This window comes from Gordonia sp. OPL2 (genome assembly GCF_003797825.1).
GTDB lineage: Bacteria > Actinomycetota > Actinomycetes > Mycobacteriales > Mycobacteriaceae > Gordonia.
The window spans coordinates 1-17,274 of record NZ_RKME01000034.1 but is presented as its reverse complement, the minus strand read 5'-3'; the positions used below and the strand labels follow the sequence as shown (position 1 = coordinate 17,274).

Sequence of the window (17,274 nt, the reverse complement as noted above, 5' to 3'; positions counted from 1 at the left end):
CATTCATGTGGTGATCGGGCCGGGGGGAGCCGGGGTCTCGGTGACCGCGGCCTCTGGTGCGCTCGGTCGCGACAACGGCCGCCGGGCAGGGGCTCGACACGCCCCGGCGCCGGGCTCGCCGGCCATGGCACCCGATCGGGACACGTTGCTGGTCACCGTCGACCGGCTGTCGCCCACCGCGTCGCTGTTGGGAGTGTTCCGCAACTCCGACGAGCCGGTGGCGGTGTCATCTCGACTGCATCTGTTGTCACTGGACCGGCTCGCACTCCTCGAAAACACGTGGCACGAGTTCACCGCAGTGCTCTCGGAGACGGCGAGCCGATCGAAGGTGGCACTGCCGGGTGTCGGCGTCCTCGCCGACATCGCGCCGGGTGAACTGGTCACGCTGCCGGGGATCGACGATTTCCTCGTGCTGCGTCGAATTCGGGACGAGGCGGTGAGCGGCCACTGGCGCCGGATCGTCGTCGACGCCTCCGGACACGGCGACCCGTTCGAGTTCCTGCGGGCGTCGTCGGTGTTGAGTCAGTCGTTGAACCGACTGTGGCCCAGGCATCGTCGGCTCGCGGCGGCTGCCGAGCGGCCGATGATGGCGCAACTGACGGCAGCGGTCGACGCCATCGACCGCGACTGCGCCGACATCACCGAGTTGGTGTCCGATCCGCACGCGGTCGCGCTCCATCTCGTGGTCGGCGCCGACGACCGCGGGGAACGGCTGTTGCCGCAGTTCCTGGCGGGTGTCGACGTGATGGGTCTTGCGTTGCGCTCTGTCGTGATCAATCATGGCGTCGGACACGACAGCGATGTCGTGGCGACGGGGGAGATCGCCGAGAGACTGGGGGAGATGGTCGGGGCCGATGGCGTCGACCGTGTCGATGTCGCGCGGCTCGATCAGACGATCGACCGGGCGGCTCGCCTGCGCAGATTGGGGGTCACGCTGTCCGGTCCGAACGGCCGACGGCGCGGTTCCGGCGACGCGCAGGTGACCGAGATCGACGCAGGGTCGGGATCCGGAGCCGAGCGCGTCTACGAATTCACTTGGCGTCAAAGACTTCCCGATCCCGAGGCGCTGCAATTGGGCCGGTCCGGCGACGACCTGCTGGTGACCGTCGGTGGGTTCCGCCACCCGGTGCGGTTGCCGTCGGTGTTGCGCCGGTGCACGGTCGTCGATGCCGGGTGGGACGGTGTCGAGCTCGCCATCCGCTTCGTCCCGGACCCCGCGCTGTGGCCCAAGGGTCGATGAGAAGAGGGCGGCCGACCGGGCGCTGACGTCGTCGTTCTGCGCGGGGGCGTGGCCCCGCGGGCCGTCGCGTACACTACTGCCGAGCCGGACAGGAGAGAGCTGCCCAGATGACCTCGGACGACACGACCGGAAACGGCGACGACAACGTCGCAGGCCACGCTCGGGGCGCCGGAGGCGACCCGGTGCGAGACTTCCTGCTCGGTGTCGCCACCCAGATCGATCAGCTCGCCACTCTGTTCGGCGGCGCCGGGCAACGTGGTGCCGCGACGGGTGCGGGCTTTGCCGCCCCGACGGTCGACGGTGCGACGCTCGGCGATCTGTCCGGTGAGATCACGACGTTGCTGACCGAACTCGGAGATCTCCTCGCACGGCTCATCGCGGCGTTGATCGCAGTGCTCGAGGCGATGGCCAACGCGTTGCGGTCGTCGCCGCCGACTGCGCCCGGCACCGATCCGCATTATCAGCCGATCTCGGTCCGGATCGATCCGGCGGGCCGGACGACGGGCGTCCGGCGGCCTGACTTCGAGGGTGAGAACTGATGGGCGACTTGACGATCGGCATCGATATCGGTGGTACGAGCGTCCGCGCATCGGTCGTCGACGACCACGGGGTGATGCTCGACACGTTGCGTGCCGCCACGCCGCCGACGGCGACGGCCCTCGAACACTGCCTCGACCGACTGGTCGGCGAACTGACCTCGCGCTGGGCGGCCAAGGCGGTCGGGCTGGCGATCGCGGGTTTCCTCACGCCGGATCGACGCGTCATCCGTTTCGCGCCGCACCTCCCGTGGCGCGAGGCCGCGGTCGCCGAGGACATGACCGCCCGGATCGGCATCCCGGTGTTCGCCGAGCACGACGCGAACGCCGCCGCGGTCGCGGAGTGGCGGTTCGGGGCGGCGGCACGCGGCAAGAATTCGCTGGTGTTGGCGATCGGTACCGGCATCGGCGCGGGGCTGCTGCTCGACGGTGAGATCTATCGCGGCAGCTTCGGCGTGGCGCCCGAACTCGGGCATCTGACCATCGTGCCGGACGGTCGGGCGTGCTCGTGCGGCAAGCTCGGCTGCTGGGAGAGATATTGCAGCGGTACGGCTCTGGTCGACACCGTGCTCGAACTGCTCGCCGACGGCGACTGGGGACGCAGCCAGCTCGCGGCGGATGTCGCCGCCGACCCGGGCTCGCTGACCGGTCGCCGTGTGGCCGGTGCCGCCGCAGACGGAGATGCGGTCGCGCTGGCCGCCTTCGCGCTGTTCGCCGCTTCGCTGGGTCAGGGCCTGGCGATGATCGCCGACATCTTCGACCCCGATCTGATCGTGCTGGCCGGAGGCGTGGGTGCGGCGTCGGGTCTTTTCCTCGACGAGGCGCGCGAACACTACGCCAGGCTGGTGACCGGTGCAGGCCATCGACAGCTCGCCCGCATCCGGGGGACGCAGCTCGGTGAGAGCGCCGGCGTGGTCGGCGCGGCTGAAGTTGCGCGCCAAGGAATCAGCGCACAGGTGACCAATGTGCTCACCGAGACCTGAACAGGTCGGTATCGTTTTCTGCGGGTAAGGTCTGGGTCGACGGTCGGCTCCGGTCGTGGTCGTACCGGAGACAAGTGATGGCGGCGAGTTCGGAGTCTGCGATGTGGTACTACACGTTCAAGTATGTGTTGTTGGGACCGATCCTCCGACTGCTCGGCCGCCCGAGGATCGAAGGTCTGGAGAACATTCCGGACCGTGGGCCCGCCATCCTGGCGAGCAATCACCTCGCGGTGATGGACAGTTTCTATCTGCCGCTGATGGTGAACCGCCGGATCTACTTCCTGGCCAAGAGCGAGTACTTCACCGGTACCGGTCTCAAGGGAGCGTTCCAGCGGTGGTTCTTCTCCGCGGTCGGTCAGATCCCGATCGATCGTTCCGGCGCGGAGGCCGCCGCCGGCGCACTGATCTCCGCGCGGCGACAGCTGGAGGCGGGCGAGCTGATGGGCATGTACCCGGAGGGCACCCGATCGCCGGACGGTCGGCTGTACAAGGGCAAGACGGGCCTGGCGCGGATCGCGTTGGACACCGGTGTCCCGGTGATCCCGGTGGCGATGATCAACACCGACAAACTCAACCCGCCCGGATCGATCATCCCGCGGCCGTCGCGCATCGTCGTCAAGATCGGCACGCCGCTGAACTTCGCGCGCTACGAGGGCATGCAGGGTAACCGGTTCATCGAGCGCGCCATCACCGACGAGATCATGTACGAGCTCATGCAGTTGTCCGGCCAGCAGTACGTCGACATCTACGCGGCGTCGCTGAAGAACAAGCCCGCGGAGGACGCCACGACCGAGCATCGCTCGGCAGCCTGACCGGAATCGCGCCGGACGTCGTCGTCCGGGACGTGTATCCCGGCGGCACCCTGGATCGTCGCATCAGGGTCAGGCCGATCCGCAGCAGAGTCACCACCACAGAGCGGCGGAGCATGGATCCTCCACTGTCCGCTGCGCTCTCGTGATTCTCGAGCGGCCGCCGCGGGCTCAGCGTGCGTGTGCCTTCGCCAACCGCACCGGGGCGCCGTGCTCGTCGCGGATCGTGAACTGCGGCGGCAACAACCACGCGACGAGGAGCACCGCGAGCCCCCACAGGGTGTAGGCGTTGCCCACGAGGTGATCGACGATCGACCACTGGCGGACCGCCGGCGACAGGAACTGGAACGGGCCGGACGCGAAGATGACGATCCCGGTGATGACGAGGGTCCCGTAGGCGGTGCGCAGACGCCGGTCGGTCGAGCGCACGGCGACGACGGCGGCCGTCAGGATCGTCGGTACGGCCCAGACCCAGTGATGAGCCCACGAGGTGGGTGACACGAGCAGTCCCCAGACCGCCACGACACACGTGATGAGCACTGCGGCGACGCGAGCGGCGGGGTCACCGTCGCGGCGTGCGAGTGCGTCGAATGCGGCGACGGGCCGGCAGGACCGGGCCGCCACGTACGCCAACGCGGTCACCACCAGACAACTCGCCGCCCAGAGCATTCGTTGGGTGGATTCGGAGTGCGGCACCAGCCGGATCCACATCGCGTTGAGGTTCTGATTGATCCGCCCGGCCGGATCGCCGATGCGGGTGGTGTGGAACAGCGTATGAGTCCAGTAGTCCAGGGAGTCGGCGGGCAGCCAGACCCATGCGAGTGCGCCCGCGCCGACGAATGCGGCCAGCGCGACCACCACAGCGCGCCAGCGTCGGGTCACCAGGAACACCGCGACGAACACCATCGGGGTCAGTTTGACGGCGGCGGCGATGCCGGTGAGGACACCCCGCAGCGGTGCGGCCGCGGCTGCCCGACCGCGCCCCAGCACGAAGATGTCGACGACGATCATCGCCATCAGGATGATGTTGATCTGCCCGAAGCCCAGCGTCATCCACAGCGGGTTGAACCAGACGACGACGGCGGCCACGAGAAGAGCCGTCCACCACCGATTCGCTGCGTTGCCCACGTCCAGCACAGACAGCACGACGTGGATGATCACCACGATCAGCGCGACGGTGACGAGCGAGATCAGCAGCCCCGCCAGCCCGAGCCCGAGGGCACCGAGGGGGACGAAACCGATGGCGGCGAACGGGGGATAGGTGAACGGCAACCAGATGCCGTCACTGGTGAACGGCATCGAGCCGTCGGCGTAGAGACTCTGTCCCTGCTGCCAGATCTGTGCGCCCAGCCGGTAGACGTCGAGATCGATGCGGGTGCGGGTGCCGAAACTCGAGGTGAACGGGATGCCGACGATCTGCAGGGCCGACGATGCGACGAACGCCACGAGGATGGCGGTCCGCGCGCGGACCGACGGGGCCCATCGCCGCAGCCGGGTGTCGGCCTCGGTCACATAAGTCATGGTCTCGGCGGTTCTCGCTCACGGTGGTGTGAATACTGGTGGCTATGCGGTTCTTCTACGACTCGGAGTTTATCGAGGACGGCACCACCATCGAACTCGTCTCGATCGGTGTCGTCGCCGACGACGGTCGCGAATTCTACGCGGTGTCCACCGAGTTCGATCCGGGCCGGGCGGGTGAGTGGGTGCGCGCGAACGTCCTGCCCAAGTTACCGTCCCCGTCGTCGCAGGCGTGGCGCAGCCGTCGACAGATCCGCGAGGACCTGCTGGCGTTCCTCACCGAGACCGACGACGAGGTCGAGCTGTGGGCGTGGGTCGGCGCCTACGACCACGTCGTGCTGTGTCAGCTGTGGGGGCCGATGACGGCATTGCCCCGGGTCATGCCCCGATTCACCCGGGAACTGCGGCAGCACTGGGAGGCCAACGGCCGCCCGACGCTGCCGCCCTCGCCGCGGGACGCGCACGACGCCCTCACCGACGCCCGACACAACTGGCGCAAGTGGCAGGCCATCGAGGCCTCGCGTCACTGACGGCCGTCCTGCAGGTGCCCGTCGACCGGGACATCCGTCCTCTCCACTACCCTGTATCCGTGGTGACGAACTGGACCGTAGACGTTCCGATCGAAGAGCTCCCGGAGCTGCCCCCGCTGCCCGGCGACCTGCAGTCCCGCTTCGACGATGCGCTTGCTCGCCCGGCGTTGCAGCAGCCGAGCTGGCCGGCCGACGAGGCCCGCAAGATGCGCACCGTGCTGGAGAGTGTCCCGCCGATCTGCATGCCGGTCGAGGTCCAGTCGCTGGCCTCCCAGCTCGCCGAGGTGGCCGAGGGTCGCGCCTTCCTGTTGCAGGGCGGTGACTGCGCCGAGACGTTCGTCGACAACACCGAGCCGCACATCAAGGGCAACATCCGCACGCTGCTGCAGATGGCGGTCGTGCTGACCTATGGCGCGAGCATGCCGGTCGTCAAGGTCGCGCGCATCGCCGGCCAGTACGCGAAGCCGCGGTCGTCGGACACCGATGCACTGGGCCTGCTGTCCTATCGCGGAGACATGGTCAACGGGTTCGTCGCCGACGAGGCCGCCCGCGTGCACGATCCGTCACGACTGGTCCGCGCATACGCCAACGCCGCGGCGGCGATGAATCTGGTTCGCGCGCTGACCGGTTCGGAGGCCGACCTGCGCCGGGTGCACCTGTGGAACCGCGAGTTCGTGCGGACCTCTCCGGCCGGTGCCCGCTACGAGGCGCTGGCGTCGGAGATCGATCGCGGACTCCGCTTCATGGACGCGTGCGGTGTCACCGACACGAACCTGGACGCCGCGTCGATCTTCGCCTCCCACGAGGCCCTCGTCATCGACTACGAGCGCGCGATGCTGCGGCTCGCCGACGACCCCGACGGCTCCGACGAGAAGGTGCTCTACGACCTCTCGGCGCACTTCCTCTGGATCGGCGAACGCACGCGTCAACTCGACGGTGCCCACGTGGCGCTGGCCGAGTTGATCAGTAACCCGATCGGCGTCAAGATCGGCCCGACGACGACGCCTGAGCAGGCCGTCGAATACGTCGAACGCCTCGATCCGCACAACCGGCCCGGCCGCCTCACGCTGGTGGCGCGGATGGGCAACAACAAGGTCCGCGACGTCCTCCCGGCCATCGTGTCCGCGGTGGAATCGACCGGGCACAAGGTGATCTGGCAGTGCGATCCGATGCACGGCAACACCCATGAGGCCTCGACGGGTTTCAAGACCCGCCACTTCGACCGCATCGTCGACGAGGTGCAGGGTTTCTTCGAGGTGCACCGTGCACTGGGTACACATCCGGGCGGTGTGCACATCGAACTGACCGGTGAGGACGTCACCGAATGTCTCGGTGGCGCACAGGACATCTCCGATCTGGACCTCGCCGGCCGCTACGAGACCGCGTGCGATCCGCGACTCAACACCCAGCAGTCGCTCGAGTTGGCGTTCCTCGTCGCCGAGATGCTTCGCGGCTGAGCCGCTGCCAGATCGGAGCAGCTGTCAGATCAGATACGTCTGACCCACCCACCAGCCGATGGCGGCGACGGCGGCGGCCAGCGCGAGGACCACGGTGATCCACACGACCGCGCGCAGCGCACCGCGGTCGTCCTGTTCGGCCGGGAGGTCCTCGCTCGTCCGCACCCGCGATCGGGTGGTGGCGGGCCGCACGGGTGCCGCGACCGACGGGCTCGCCGGCGTACCCGGGGGCGGGGTCATCTCGGGCCGGGAGGCGACCCTGGTGTCGTGGGCGGCCGGTCCGGGCGGCATCAGCGGTTGATGACCGGCACGCATGCGCGCCATCGTGTCCCGCTCGGCGGATCTCCGCGGGGCGGGGACCGTGAACGGCGGCAACTCCAGGTCGTCCGCCGCGGCGAGCAGGGCTCGTTGCATGTCGAACCCGTCGACGAAGCGGTCGGCGGGATCGCGCTCGGTCGCCCGGAGCACGATCTCGTCGAACTCCTCGGGGACGCCGGGGACCACGTCGCCGGGTGCCGGGACGTCGTAGCTGAGTCGCTGATAGGCCAGGGCCAGAGGTGTGTCACCACGGAAAGGTGTATGGCCGGTGAGTAATTCGAACATCATCACGCCCATCGAGTAGACGTCGCTGCGGGCGTCGGCATCGCCGGCCTCGACCTGCTCGGGTGACAGATAGGCGGCCGTTCCCAGGATGACGCTCGCCGAGGTCACCCCGGCCTCGGCGACCGCCCGGACGAGTCCGAAGTCGGCGACCTTCACCTCACCGACATCGGAGATGAGGACGTTCTCCGGCTTCACGTCTCGATGGACCAGGCCCGCGGCATGAGCGGTGCCCAGTCCGCCGAGCACCGGATCGGCGACGGCAGTGACGGCGTGGGGTGGCATCGGACCGCGTTCACGTAGCAGCTCGCGCAGGCTTCCCCCCTCGACGAGTTCCATGACGAGGAACGCGGTGCCGTCGTCGATGCCCTGGTCGTAGACCGCCACGAGACCCGGATGCTTCAGTCCGGCGACCGCCCGCGCCTCGAACTCGAAACGGCGCAGGAACATCGGGTCGCCGCTGTAGCGGGAGTCCATGACCTTGATCGCCACCGATCGCCCGAGACGCAGGTCGACACCGACGTACACCGCGGACATGCCGCCACGCGCGATCGGCGCGTCGATGCGGTAACGGCTCTCCAGGGTCGAGCCCAGGAGAGCGTCGGCGGGTGGTCTCACGCCGCTGAATGTACCGGTCCGCCGGTCGGTCGCGGGGGATCGACCCGGGGCGGTCGTGATGCGTCACCGGGTAGGGGTCATCCGTGGTGCGCGTGCCGTCGGAGCCGGTACGCTCGGCGTTGTGGGTTCACTACCGTTGTCGCAGGACCGTCTTCCGTCCGATCTCGACACGCTGACGGTCGACGACGTCGCCCGCCGATTGCGGGTGTCGCCCAACCGGGTACGGACGTTGATCCGGGATCATCATCTGCTCGCCGTCTCCCGCGGTGGTCAGCCCGCCATCCCCGCGGTGTTCTTCGACGATCTCGGTATCGTCAAACACTTCAACGGTCTGGTCGAAGTGCTTCTCGACGGCGGCTACAGCCGCGACGAGGTGATGACCTGGATGTTCACCGTCCAGGACGACCTCGGCATGCATCCGGCCGATGCGCTGCACACACATTCGGCGCGCGAGGTCATCCGTCGCGCGCAGGCGCAGGCGTTCTGACGTCCGATCCGGGACGGTCGCGAAACCAGTCGACGACGCGTCGGAGCCGCAACGGGTCGGGCCGTCCGAGTGATACGGCGGCCAATGCGGACAACGCGGCGGCCAGCAGCACCTCGACGGGCTTGTAGAACAGGATCGAGTCGTCGGGCTGGAACACGATCAGCATGAAGGTGGAGACGAAGACGACCGCTGCGCGCACCCGCCCGGGCAGTGTGAAGGCGACCGCGAGACACAGCACCCAGGTGTAATACCAGGGGAGCGTGGACGGTTCGAGAACGAGCACTGCGAGCATCGCCCACACCATGCCGGCCATCGCCGACCGCTCGTCACGTCGATGCGTCCACCACAGTGCCACGAGGACGAGTGCGAGGACCACCGAACCGACGGCTCGGGTCACCGCAAGCACCGGCTGCAGGTTCAGGACGACGAACGGTGATGCCACGAGCGTCACCACGTGCCCGGCCAGGGTGGGCAGCGTGAACCAGTTGATGATCTGATCGGCGAAGCCCAGTCCGGACAGCCAACCCAGGCCGAGGCCCACGGCGGCCGTACAGACGGCGAACACCGCGACCGTGATCCCGACGACGGACGCGAACACGCCGGCGACGTCGGCCGGACGGACCGGGCGTCGTGCGCGGATGTGCGCCAACCAGATCCACACCACGAACGGGATCGCGATCCCGGCGGTCACCTTGATCGACACCGCCAGACCGAGCACGACCAGACCGGGCACGTGGCGGCCGGTGACCACCAGGGTGACCCCGGCCACCAGGACCCCCATCATCAGCAATTCGACATGCGCACCGGAGACCAGGTGGATGAGCACCATCGGATTGGCCAGGGCCAACCACAGACCCGCCTGCGGTGACGCCCCGAAATGATGGGCCAGTCGGGGAATCGCCCACAGCGCCAGCAGGAGTCCGGGCAACAGCGCGAGCCGGATGAGATACACCCCCAGGATCGCGTGGTCGCCGGTGATCTCGGTGATGCCGCGCATCACCCCGACGAAGAACGGTCCGTAGGGTGCGGTCGTGGTCGCCCACACCTGCGCCATGCTGTCGAGCAGGGGCCCGGGATGGTGGGCCGGACCGTCGACATACGGATCGAATCCCTCACGGAACACCGCCCCTTGGCCGAGGTAGGCGTAGACGTCGCGGCTGTAGACCGGGACGGCGACCGCGAGTGGGGCGGCCCACGCCAGGATGCCGAGGCGCATCGTGCGTACCGACGGCAGGGCCACGGACTGCCGCATCCGCGACCTGCCACCGTCGAGGTCGGGATCCGGCGGACGGCGCGCGACCGTACGCCCGAGGCGGACCCAGGCGATCACCATCGTTGCGACGCCGAGCCAGAAGATGGTGCCGAAGAGCGTTTTCCCGTGTCCGTAGGAGATCGCGGCGAGCCCGAGATCCTGTGCGACGGTGCTGTTGCGGGCGATGTCGCCGACGCCGAAGCTGCCGACGCACACGGCGATGGCACCGAGCAGTCCGAGGATCAGATCGCCGACCCCGGCCGAGTCGGATCGTGCTCGCGGCCCGGATGGTGGTGCGTCGTCGCGGATGGTGGTCACGTCGAACGGTGGGCGATCCGGTGGGCGAACCCGGTGAGCTCGGCGCGGATCGGGCTGGGCAGGCCGGCGCCCTCGAGCGTGGCGAGGGCGGACTCGAGCAGGGTCGTGATCCGCTGCTCGATCTCGTCGACGGCACCGACGTCCACGAGAATCGCTCGGGCCGAACCGACTTCGTCATCGGTGAGCGGACGACCGATGGCGTCGCGGAGCCGGGCGGCGACTCCGGGATCGCGATCGGCGGCGCGCGCCAGTCCGATCGCGAGCAGTGCCGTGCGCTTTCCCGCGACGAGATCGTCGCCGGACGGCTTGCCGGTGCGTTCGGGATCACCGAAGACGCCGAGCAGGTCGTCGCGTAGCTGGAACGCGATGCCCAGATCGTGTCCCACCGACCGGAGATCGGAGATCAGCGTCGGCGGCGCGGAGGCGAGGGTTGCGCCGAGTTCCAGCGGGCGCGCCACCGTGTAGGCGGCCGTCTTGAACTGCATCACCCGGTAGGCCGCGTCGACGGACTCGTCGCCGCCGGCCTCGTTGACGATGTCGAGGTACTGGCCACCGAGCACCTCGGTGCGCATCGACGACCACACCCGGCCGACAGGTGCCGGCAGCGGCCGAGGTGGCGGACCGATCGCCGAGTCGCCGGGGGCATGTCCGTGAACGAGATCGTCGGCCCACGCCAGCGCGAGATCTCCCATGAGGATCGCGGCGGCCACTCCGTGATGCCCCGGATCCCCGGCCCACCCGTCGGCGCGGTGACGTCGTTCGAAGTCACGGTGGACGGTCATCCGCCCGCGCCGGGTGTCGGAGCGGTCGATGATGTCGTCGTGGATCAGAGCGCAGGCCTGCACCAACTCGAGTGAGGTGGCGACCCGGAGGGCATCGGAGTCGTCGGGCGAGTCGGGCCTGCCGGGGTCGGCGTCGTCGGCGGGTGAGGGCCCGGACGCGGCAGTGCGTCCGGCGAGCCATCCCGCATAGGCGAAGGTCGGGCGGACGCGCTTGCCGCCCTGCAGGACGAAGTCACGGACGACCTCGGCGGCGGCCCCGACCTGCGGGTCGATGTCGGCCGCGACGGGCACCGCACGGTCGAAGAACGCCGCGAGAACGGATTCGACGGCCGCGGGGACGTCGTCGAGAGCGGCGGGCACGGGCAGCGCGGAGGTCACCCTGCCAGGCTAGTGTTCCGACCGGCGGAGGCCACCGCCCGGTCGCGGGAGACGGCGGAGGCGGTCCGCGGGTCGCCATCCGTACAATGTCGAGGTGACCTCATCCGCCAACCCGGCTCCCTCCATCCTCGATCGGCTCTCCGCGCCCCACCGTGGTCCGGTGCCGTTCTCGGTGGAGTTCTTCCCGCCCAAGGATGCCGAGGCGGAAGCCCGCCTGTGGCGTGCGGTGCGGACTTTCGAGCGATTGGGACCGGCGTTCGTCTCGATGACCTACGGCGCCGGCGGATCGACACGGGATCGCACCGTCCGGATCACCGGAGAACTCGCGGCACAGACGACGCTGCTGCCCGTCGCCCATCTCACCGCGGTCAACCACAGCATCGCCGAATTGCGGGCGCTGGTGGGCGCCTACGCCGATCAGGGCATCACCAACATCCTCGCGCTGCGTGGCGACCCGCCGGGGGATCCCCTGGGCGACTGGATCCGGCATCCCGACGGCGTCGAGTACGCCGAAGACCTCGTCCGGCTGATCGACGACCTCGGCGACTTCCACGTGGGCGTCGCCTCGTTCCCCGAAGGCCATCATCGGGCGCCCGATCTCGATCACGACACCCGCGCTCTGGTGAAAAAGCTCCGTGCCGGTGCGGAGTACTCCATCACCCAGATGTTCTTCGACGTCGACGACTTCCTGCGCCTGCGCGACCGGGTCTCGCAGGCCGACCCGGAGCAGGGCGCCAAACCGCTCATCCCGGGCATCATGCCCATCACGTCACTGGCCACCGTCCGCCGCATGACAGAACTGTCGGGTTCGGTGATCCCGCCGGACGTCTACGCACGCTTCGCCGACGCGGCCGGGGACGGCGCCGAGGAGAATCGCGAGGCCGTGCGGGCGGTCGGCATCGACTTCGCGACCGAGATGGCCCGCCGCCTGATCGCCGAAGGCGTTCCGTGCCTGCACTTCTGCAGCCTGAACTTCGCCAAGGCGACCAGCGAAGTGCTCGAGCGTCTCGGGGTTGACACCAGCTCGGTGCTGCCCGCCACCAGCGCCGCGCGCTGACACGGCTGACCGGGCCGCCGTGCCCGGGTGGTGGATGAGGACTCAGCCGCCGATCACTTGCCCGACGACACGGTCGTCCGCGAGGTCGCCGACGTCCTGCGCGGACGACCCGGCCGGGGACTGCGGTCACGATTGCGGTAGGCCAGGAGGGCGATCGCCGCGACCGTCAGCAGGCAGAGCACTGCCAGGAACCACGACCAGCTGCTGACCGCTGCCGTGGCCGGATCGGCGTAAGTCGCGTCGGCACTGAAATCCGACGGTTTCCGCGGTTCGGGGGTCCACGTGACCGTGTCCTCGCCGACCTGTTCGCCGTTGGTCGCGGTGACCGGACCGGCGAAGGTGACGGTCAACTGCACGAGATCGCGGGCCGGGGTCAGGTCGCTCAGGTCAGCGCTCCCGCGGAAACGCACGACGTCCCCGTTGCGCTTGGCGGTCAGGTCCATGCTCATCGCCGAATCGCCGAAGGAGGCGGCCACGATGTCGCCGAGCTGACTGAACTGACCCGCGGTCAGGTCCGTGAACACCGCGCGTGTGCCGACCCGCGGGATCTCCTGCTGGTCCGTCCCGCTCGTGTCGTTGCCGTCGGCGCCGGGTGTCGCCGACGGAGCGGCGTCACCGGCAGAGGTCGGCGGCGTAGGCGACTCCGATTCGGGGACCGTGCTGTAGTCGCTCACGCTGACGGCCGACGCCATCGACTCCGGTATGTCGAGTTTCGGAGCACCTCGTGGGTTGTCCGGCGATGTGGCCACGACGACAGTGCCGGAGTAGCGGTCGCCGACGGTCGTCGAACGCTCCAGACATCCGGTGAGCAGGGGAGCGGCGGCGATCAGCGACAGCAGCATCACGATCGCGGACCAGCGGGATGACGAACGCACGCAGCTCATCGTGCCAGACACGGGTCGTCGAACCACCCCGACGCACCCGGGCGGGGCCGAGTCGGCGGTGTCATCGGCGGCGACGCAGTGCGAGCCTGGCCGAGATCCGTCCGCTGGCGCCGGTCACCCCACCGCCGGGATGGGTCGATGCACCGGCGAGCAGGACGCCGTCGGCGCCGGGCACCCGATGTGCTGCGAGATCGGGATGTGGTCGCCAGAAGAACATCTGATCGATGCTCATCTCGACGTGCATGATGTTGCCTCCGAGCAACCCGAGCTCCTGCTCGAGATCGGCGGGCGTCTGTACGTGGGTGTGCACGATGCGGTCGCCGAAGCCCGGCGCGTGACGATCGAGTTCGGCGACCACGGCGGCGGCCGCCTCCGGCCCCGCCTCCGACCACGTCCGGCCTCCGGCCAGCCGATACGGATGCCACTGCGCCCACACGTTCACCAGGTGTTTCCCGGGCGGTGCCAGGGTGGGATCGATGGCCGAGTAACCCATCGCGACACACGCCGGACGCTGCGGGAGTTCGCCGACCGAGGCCGACGAGTGCGCACGACGCAGTTGCGCACGATCGGTCACCAGGAGGCCGAGTCCCGAATGGACGCCGTGAGCCGGGAGATCCGACGGCAGATCCGGGTACTCGGGTAGCGCGTCGGTGCCCAGACGCACCGCCATGCCGATGCCGTCTCCGACGACGATCTGCGAGCGCCAGCGCCGCAGGGTGTCAGGATCGTGGCCACCCGCGGCCAACAGGTCCATCGTCGTCAGCACGTGACAGGCCGCGATGATTGTCGTCGCACACTGCGCGGGCCCGCCGTCGGTCTCGACGCGCCAGTGATCGCCACAGGGGACGATTGCGGTGGCCGCGTGGCCGAGCAGCACCTCGCCGCCGTCGGCGGCGAGCCGACGCAGCAGGGCAGCGGTGAGCGCGCCGCTGCCACCGATCGCCCGCCCCGGCGGGATGTCGTGCTGCAACGCGGCGAAACCGATCATCGGCGCGGTGCCGGGCGCGTTCATCGGTGGCCCGGACTGCGCCCCGAACCAGGCAAGCGCGGCCTTGAGCGGCTCGGCGGTGAACCACCGGTCGAGCAACGAGTCGCCGGAGGCCATCAGTTCTTGCGTGAGCGATGCCATGGCTCCGGTCCGGCGCCCGATCGGTCCGGTGCGTGCCGTGGTCGCGGTGCCGGTGAGCCCGGAGAATGCAGTGGCGAACCGCGCGGGGTCGGGGGATGAGTAGAACGACTCCATGACCGCGCGGGCGCGCGGTCGCCACACGCCGACGAATCGCCGGTAGGCGTCGGCGTCGGCGGCGCCGACGGCCCGTTCGATCGACGCGCAGGTGGCGTCGAGATCGGTTCGGAACACGATGGGCGCCGAGGAGTCGGTGCCGGGGCTGAACGCCCACGGATCGCAATCCACATAGTGCAGGCCGTGCTCGGCGAGCGAGAGTTCGTCGAGGATCGGTGAGTGCCGGATCATCAGGTGCGCCGACGAACCCCGATCGACCCGGTAGCCCGGGAAACGCTCGATCGTGGAGACGGCGCCGCCGGGCACCGTGTCGCGTTCGACCACACGGACCGATCGCCCGGCCTGGGCGAGGTAGGCGGCCGCGACGAGTCCGTTGTGCCCGGCGCCGACGACGACGGCGTCGACCTGGCGGTGGGGCGCGACGGCGGTCATGAACGGCCTCGTGGGTCGTCGGCGACGAGTGGCAGGGACCGGCCGAGGAAGGCGAACGGCCGTGGGTCGCCGGTGAACGTGAAATGGCGCAGCACGTCGACGAATCCGAGCCGTCGGTACAGCGACCATGCGCGGTTGTCCTCGGCGGGGATCTCCGGGGTCGACAGCAGCACGGACCTCTCGGTCCTGCCGGTGAGCAGCCGATGCAGCAGCCACTCGCCGATCCCGCGGCCCTGCGCCGACGGGTGCACGTGCAGTTCGGTCAGTTCGAAGTAATCCCGGGTGACCTCGTCGATGTCGGGCTCGGGATGACCGGACTGACGCAGACCGAGACGCAACTGCTGATTCCACCACTGATCGCGGGCACCCCGGTATCCGTACGCGATGCCGATGAGGATCTCGGTGTCGTCGACGGCCACCGGCCGGGACAGCCTGCGGCGGACGACATCGGGGGCGCGGACATCGGTCGGTGCCACCGTGGCCACCGCGCCGACGGCGCGCCATCCGGGACGGGAGATGTGGTCGCGCCACAACGCCGCCCGGTGGATCTCGGTGCCGCGCGGGTAATTCATCGCGGTGACGTAGATGTCGAGTGCGGGTTCGAGCCAGATCCGGGCATCCTGCCCGGTCAGGTCAACGAGGCGGATCGTCAACGAACGTCTGTCCTCTCGTCGAACTCTCGGCATCCGTGCCGGCGGTCGTCTTGAAGGTGGGGCCTGCGCTAGCTATATTGAATATGTCGAACGGGTGTTCGATGAATCAGCCTCCGCAAGCTGTTCTGGCCACCCCGCCGACCCACACGCCGGACCGGCGGCGAACGAGGGAAGCGTTTGCTGTCGGTCCGGCGTTGTACAAAGCAGTTGACGCCGCGAGCAGCGGCCCGACGAACACAGTACGACCAGCACCGAGGAGGTGTGAGATGCCCGGCCACCCACCGACGACACGTTCCGCGTCGGACATCGATCCGATTGTCGTCCGCCGCAGTCGTGACCTGCTCGATCGTGCCGAGATCCTGTTCGAGAACGCCGACGGTGTCGAGGACGGCACCGAACGCTTCCGCCAGTACTATCTGACCGCCCTGCGCGCTGCCGGCGCGGCCATCGAGATCCACGAACCGTCGATCCGGCCGGTCCGCCGGCGGCATTCGCGCAACGCCTGGAACCGTCTCCCGGTCGTGGTGCCGCAGCTCGCCGGACACGCCGACTTCTTCGCCGCCCGATCGCAGACGCGGCTGGACATCGAATCCGGACTCGTCCGTACCCTCGACGATCGTGCGATCGGCGCGATGCGCCGACAGGTCATCGCGCTGCTCGATGACGTCGAAACACTCCTGATCGCCTACGAGCAGGGCAAGCTGACACAGGAGAACGCACGTCCCGATCGGACGGCGTGACGTGACCCATTCGACCCAACCTAGGGTAATGGTGGTCGCCGGGGGATTCTGCTCGTATCATGGCAGATGAAGCCGTAGACGACGGCTGGACGGCGTCGACAGCGCGTGTGATCTCAGTGGTCGTATGTTGCTCGGGGCCGGTGGAGTTTGGGAGTTAGGAGGGTCGGTGCCTCTTTCGGAGCACGAGCAGCGGATGCTCGAACAGATCGAAAGCGCTCTGTATGCCGAAGACCCGAAGTTCGCGTCGAGCGTCAAGCATCGTCGCCTCGGGAGGTCCAGTGGCCGGCGGCGCCTGCAGGCGATCGCCATCTTCGTGGTGGGTCTGGTCCTCCTCGTCGGTGGACTCATCATCGATGTCCGCGTCGGCGGATTCCCCATCGTCAGTCTGGTCGGCTTCCTGATCATGTTCGGGGCGGGATTGCTCGCGCTGTGGGGCGGTGGCGCCGGCAAGACGGTGTCCGCCGCTGATCCGGGCGCCGGCCGCGGCAACAAGGACTCCCGCGCCGGAGGGCCGAAGCGCAAGTTCTCCGAACGCATGGAGGATCGCTTCAACAGGCGCTTCGAGCAGGAGTAGCAATCGGCCGGAGATTCTCCGGCCGTCGAGGTTCTCAACAGAGGCCGCACACCGATGGTGTGCGGCCTCTGTCGTGTGCTCCGAGGCGTCCCCGTCGCATCCCACGGATCCGCCCACGTCGCGACAGTGGTCTGCGCGTGGCCCCACATCGCCCCACTCGGTCTCCCCGCCACGGCCCACCGG

At 68.9% G+C, this 17,274-nt stretch carries 17 protein-coding genes; 10 read left to right on the top strand and 7 right to left on the bottom strand.

Translation table 11 applies throughout. From position 1 onward, the window contains the following. Nucleotides 1-7: 7 nt before the first annotated feature. The 4 genes from EEB19_RS23080 (at nt 8) to EEB19_RS23065 (ending at nt 3,571) form a co-directional block, all read left to right on the top strand. Nucleotides 8-1,240 carry an ArsA-related P-loop ATPase gene (locus tag EEB19_RS23080; protein WP_187589658.1) on the top strand — a complete coding sequence of 411 codons (1,233 nt, stop codon included), beginning with the start codon at nt 8-10 and terminating at the stop codon, nt 1,238-1,240. A 107-nt stretch (nt 1,241-1,347) separates the two neighbouring features. Continuing rightward, nucleotides 1,348-1,779, top strand: coding sequence for a hypothetical protein (locus EEB19_RS23075; RefSeq protein ID WP_187589657.1), 432 nt, complete (start codon nt 1,348-1,350; stop codon nt 1,777-1,779). Continuing rightward, nucleotides 1,779-2,759: an ROK family protein gene (locus EEB19_RS23070; protein ID WP_187589656.1), complete on the top strand. Its 981-nt coding sequence runs from the start codon at nt 1,779-1,781 to the stop codon at nt 2,757-2,759. Before EEB19_RS23075 ends, EEB19_RS23070 begins: the two co-directional genes overlap by 1 nt. A gap of 101 nt (nt 2,760-2,860) precedes the next feature. Then, the gene (locus tag EEB19_RS23065) at nt 2,861-3,571 is read left to right on the top strand and encodes a 1-acyl-sn-glycerol-3-phosphate acyltransferase (protein ID WP_187589695.1); all 711 of its coding nucleotides are present in this window, start codon (nt 2,861-2,863) and stop codon (nt 3,569-3,571) included. Nucleotides 3,572-3,739: 168 nt separating this feature from the next. Here EEB19_RS23065 and EEB19_RS23060 read toward each other — a convergent pair whose 3' ends face one another. Continuing rightward, entirely contained in the window at nt 3,740-5,089 is a 1,350-nt protein-coding gene (locus EEB19_RS23060) for a glycosyltransferase 87 family protein (RefSeq protein ID WP_187589655.1), read from the bottom strand. Nucleotides 5,090-5,133: 44 nt separating this feature from the next. On the opposite strand from EEB19_RS23060, the gene EEB19_RS23055 reads away from it, so the two are divergent. Both EEB19_RS23055 and EEB19_RS23050 read left to right on the top strand, forming a co-directional pair. Then, a complete protein-coding gene (locus tag EEB19_RS23055; protein ID WP_187589694.1) occupies nt 5,134-5,616 on the top strand; it encodes a polyadenylate-specific 3'-exoribonuclease AS in 483 nt (160 codons plus the stop codon). A 62-nt stretch (nt 5,617-5,678) separates the two neighbouring features. Beyond that, entirely contained in the window at nt 5,679-7,073 is a 1,395-nt protein-coding gene (locus EEB19_RS23050) for a class II 3-deoxy-7-phosphoheptulonate synthase (RefSeq protein ID WP_187589693.1), read from the top strand. Nucleotides 7,074-7,097: 24 nt separating this feature from the next. Here the strand turns inward: EEB19_RS23050 and EEB19_RS23045 are convergent, their stop codons facing one another. After that, complete coding sequence (locus tag EEB19_RS23045) at nt 7,098-8,291, bottom strand: protein kinase (protein WP_187589654.1); 1,194 nt, start codon at nt 8,289-8,291, stop codon at nt 7,098-7,100. A 121-nt stretch (nt 8,292-8,412) separates the two neighbouring features. Between EEB19_RS23045 and EEB19_RS23040 the strand changes: the two genes are divergently transcribed. Then, nucleotides 8,413-8,778, top strand: coding sequence for a helix-turn-helix domain-containing protein (locus tag EEB19_RS23040; protein ID WP_187589653.1), 366 nt, complete (start codon nt 8,413-8,415; stop codon nt 8,776-8,778). Here the strand turns inward: EEB19_RS23040 and EEB19_RS23035 are convergent. Both EEB19_RS23035 and EEB19_RS23030 read right to left on the bottom strand, forming a co-directional pair. Then, nucleotides 8,747-10,339: an alpha-(1->6)-mannopyranosyltransferase A gene (locus EEB19_RS23035; RefSeq protein WP_187589692.1), complete on the bottom strand. Its 1,593-nt coding sequence runs from the start codon at nt 10,337-10,339 to the stop codon at nt 8,747-8,749. The two genes, EEB19_RS23040 and EEB19_RS23035, sit on opposite strands and share 32 nt — an antisense overlap. A gap of 5 nt (nt 10,340-10,344) precedes the next feature. Then, nucleotides 10,345-11,508 carry a polyprenyl synthetase family protein gene (locus EEB19_RS23030; RefSeq protein ID WP_187589652.1) on the bottom strand — a complete coding sequence of 388 codons (1,164 nt, stop codon included), beginning with the start codon at nt 11,506-11,508 and terminating at the stop codon, nt 10,345-10,347. A 94-nt stretch (nt 11,509-11,602) separates the two neighbouring features. Between EEB19_RS23030 and EEB19_RS23025 the strand changes: the two genes are divergently transcribed. Then, complete coding sequence (locus tag EEB19_RS23025) at nt 11,603-12,565, top strand: methylenetetrahydrofolate reductase (RefSeq protein ID WP_187589651.1); 963 nt, start codon at nt 11,603-11,605, stop codon at nt 12,563-12,565. 53 nt (nt 12,566-12,618) lie between these two features. Here EEB19_RS23025 and EEB19_RS23020 read toward each other — a convergent pair whose 3' ends face one another. From EEB19_RS23020 to EEB19_RS23010, 3 genes are all read right to left on the bottom strand, one after another. Continuing rightward, nucleotides 12,619-13,449 (bottom strand): DUF3153 domain-containing protein, encoded by an 831-nt coding sequence (locus EEB19_RS23020; RefSeq protein WP_187589691.1) that lies wholly within the window; start codon nt 13,447-13,449, stop codon nt 12,619-12,621. Nucleotides 13,450-13,510: 61 nt separating this feature from the next. Next, nucleotides 13,511-15,124 carry an NAD(P)/FAD-dependent oxidoreductase gene (locus EEB19_RS23015; protein WP_187589650.1) on the bottom strand — a complete coding sequence of 538 codons (1,614 nt, stop codon included), beginning with the start codon at nt 15,122-15,124 and terminating at the stop codon, nt 13,511-13,513. After that, nucleotides 15,121-15,777: an N-acetyltransferase gene (locus EEB19_RS23010; RefSeq protein ID WP_187589649.1), complete on the bottom strand. Its 657-nt coding sequence runs from the start codon at nt 15,775-15,777 to the stop codon at nt 15,121-15,123. Before EEB19_RS23010 ends, EEB19_RS23015 begins: the two co-directional genes overlap by 4 nt. A 266-nt stretch (nt 15,778-16,043) precedes the next feature. On the opposite strand from EEB19_RS23010, the gene EEB19_RS23005 reads away from it, so the two are divergent. Both EEB19_RS23005 and EEB19_RS23000 read left to right on the top strand, forming a co-directional pair. Next, nucleotides 16,044-16,517, top strand: a complete 474-nt coding sequence (locus tag EEB19_RS23005; RefSeq protein ID WP_187589648.1) for an SAV_6107 family HEPN domain-containing protein — start codon at nt 16,044-16,046, stop codon at nt 16,515-16,517. Between the two features lie 166 nt (nt 16,518-16,683). Next, the gene (locus EEB19_RS23000) at nt 16,684-17,091 is read left to right on the top strand and encodes a DUF3040 domain-containing protein (RefSeq protein ID WP_187589647.1); all 408 of its coding nucleotides are present in this window, start codon (nt 16,684-16,686) and stop codon (nt 17,089-17,091) included. The last annotated feature ends 183 nt before the right edge of the window (nt 17,092-17,274 follow it).

Coding starts and splice junctions, on each gene's coding strand:
- EEB19_RS23075 (WP_187589657.1), top strand. CDS start 1,348: ATGACCTCGGACGACACGACCGGAAACGGCGACGACAACGTCGCAGGC.
- EEB19_RS23070 (WP_187589656.1), top strand. CDS start 1,779: ATGGGCGACTTGACGATCGGCATCGATATCGGTGGTACGAGCGTCCGC.
- EEB19_RS23065 (WP_187589695.1), top strand. CDS start 2,861: ATGTGGTACTACACGTTCAAGTATGTGTTGTTGGGACCGATCCTCCGA.
- EEB19_RS23060 (WP_187589655.1), bottom strand. CDS start 5,089: ATGACTTATGTGACCGAGGCCGACACCCGGCTGCGGCGATGGGCCCCG.
- EEB19_RS23055 (WP_187589694.1), top strand. CDS start 5,134: ATGCGGTTCTTCTACGACTCGGAGTTTATCGAGGACGGCACCACCATC.
- EEB19_RS23020 (WP_187589691.1), bottom strand. CDS start 13,449: ATGAGCTGCGTGCGTTCGTCATCCCGCTGGTCCGCGATCGTGATGCTG.
- EEB19_RS23015 (WP_187589650.1), bottom strand. CDS start 15,124: ATGACCGCCGTCGCGCCCCACCGCCAGGTCGACGCCGTCGTCGTCGGC.
- EEB19_RS23005 (WP_187589648.1), top strand. CDS start 16,044: ATGCCCGGCCACCCACCGACGACACGTTCCGCGTCGGACATCGATCCG.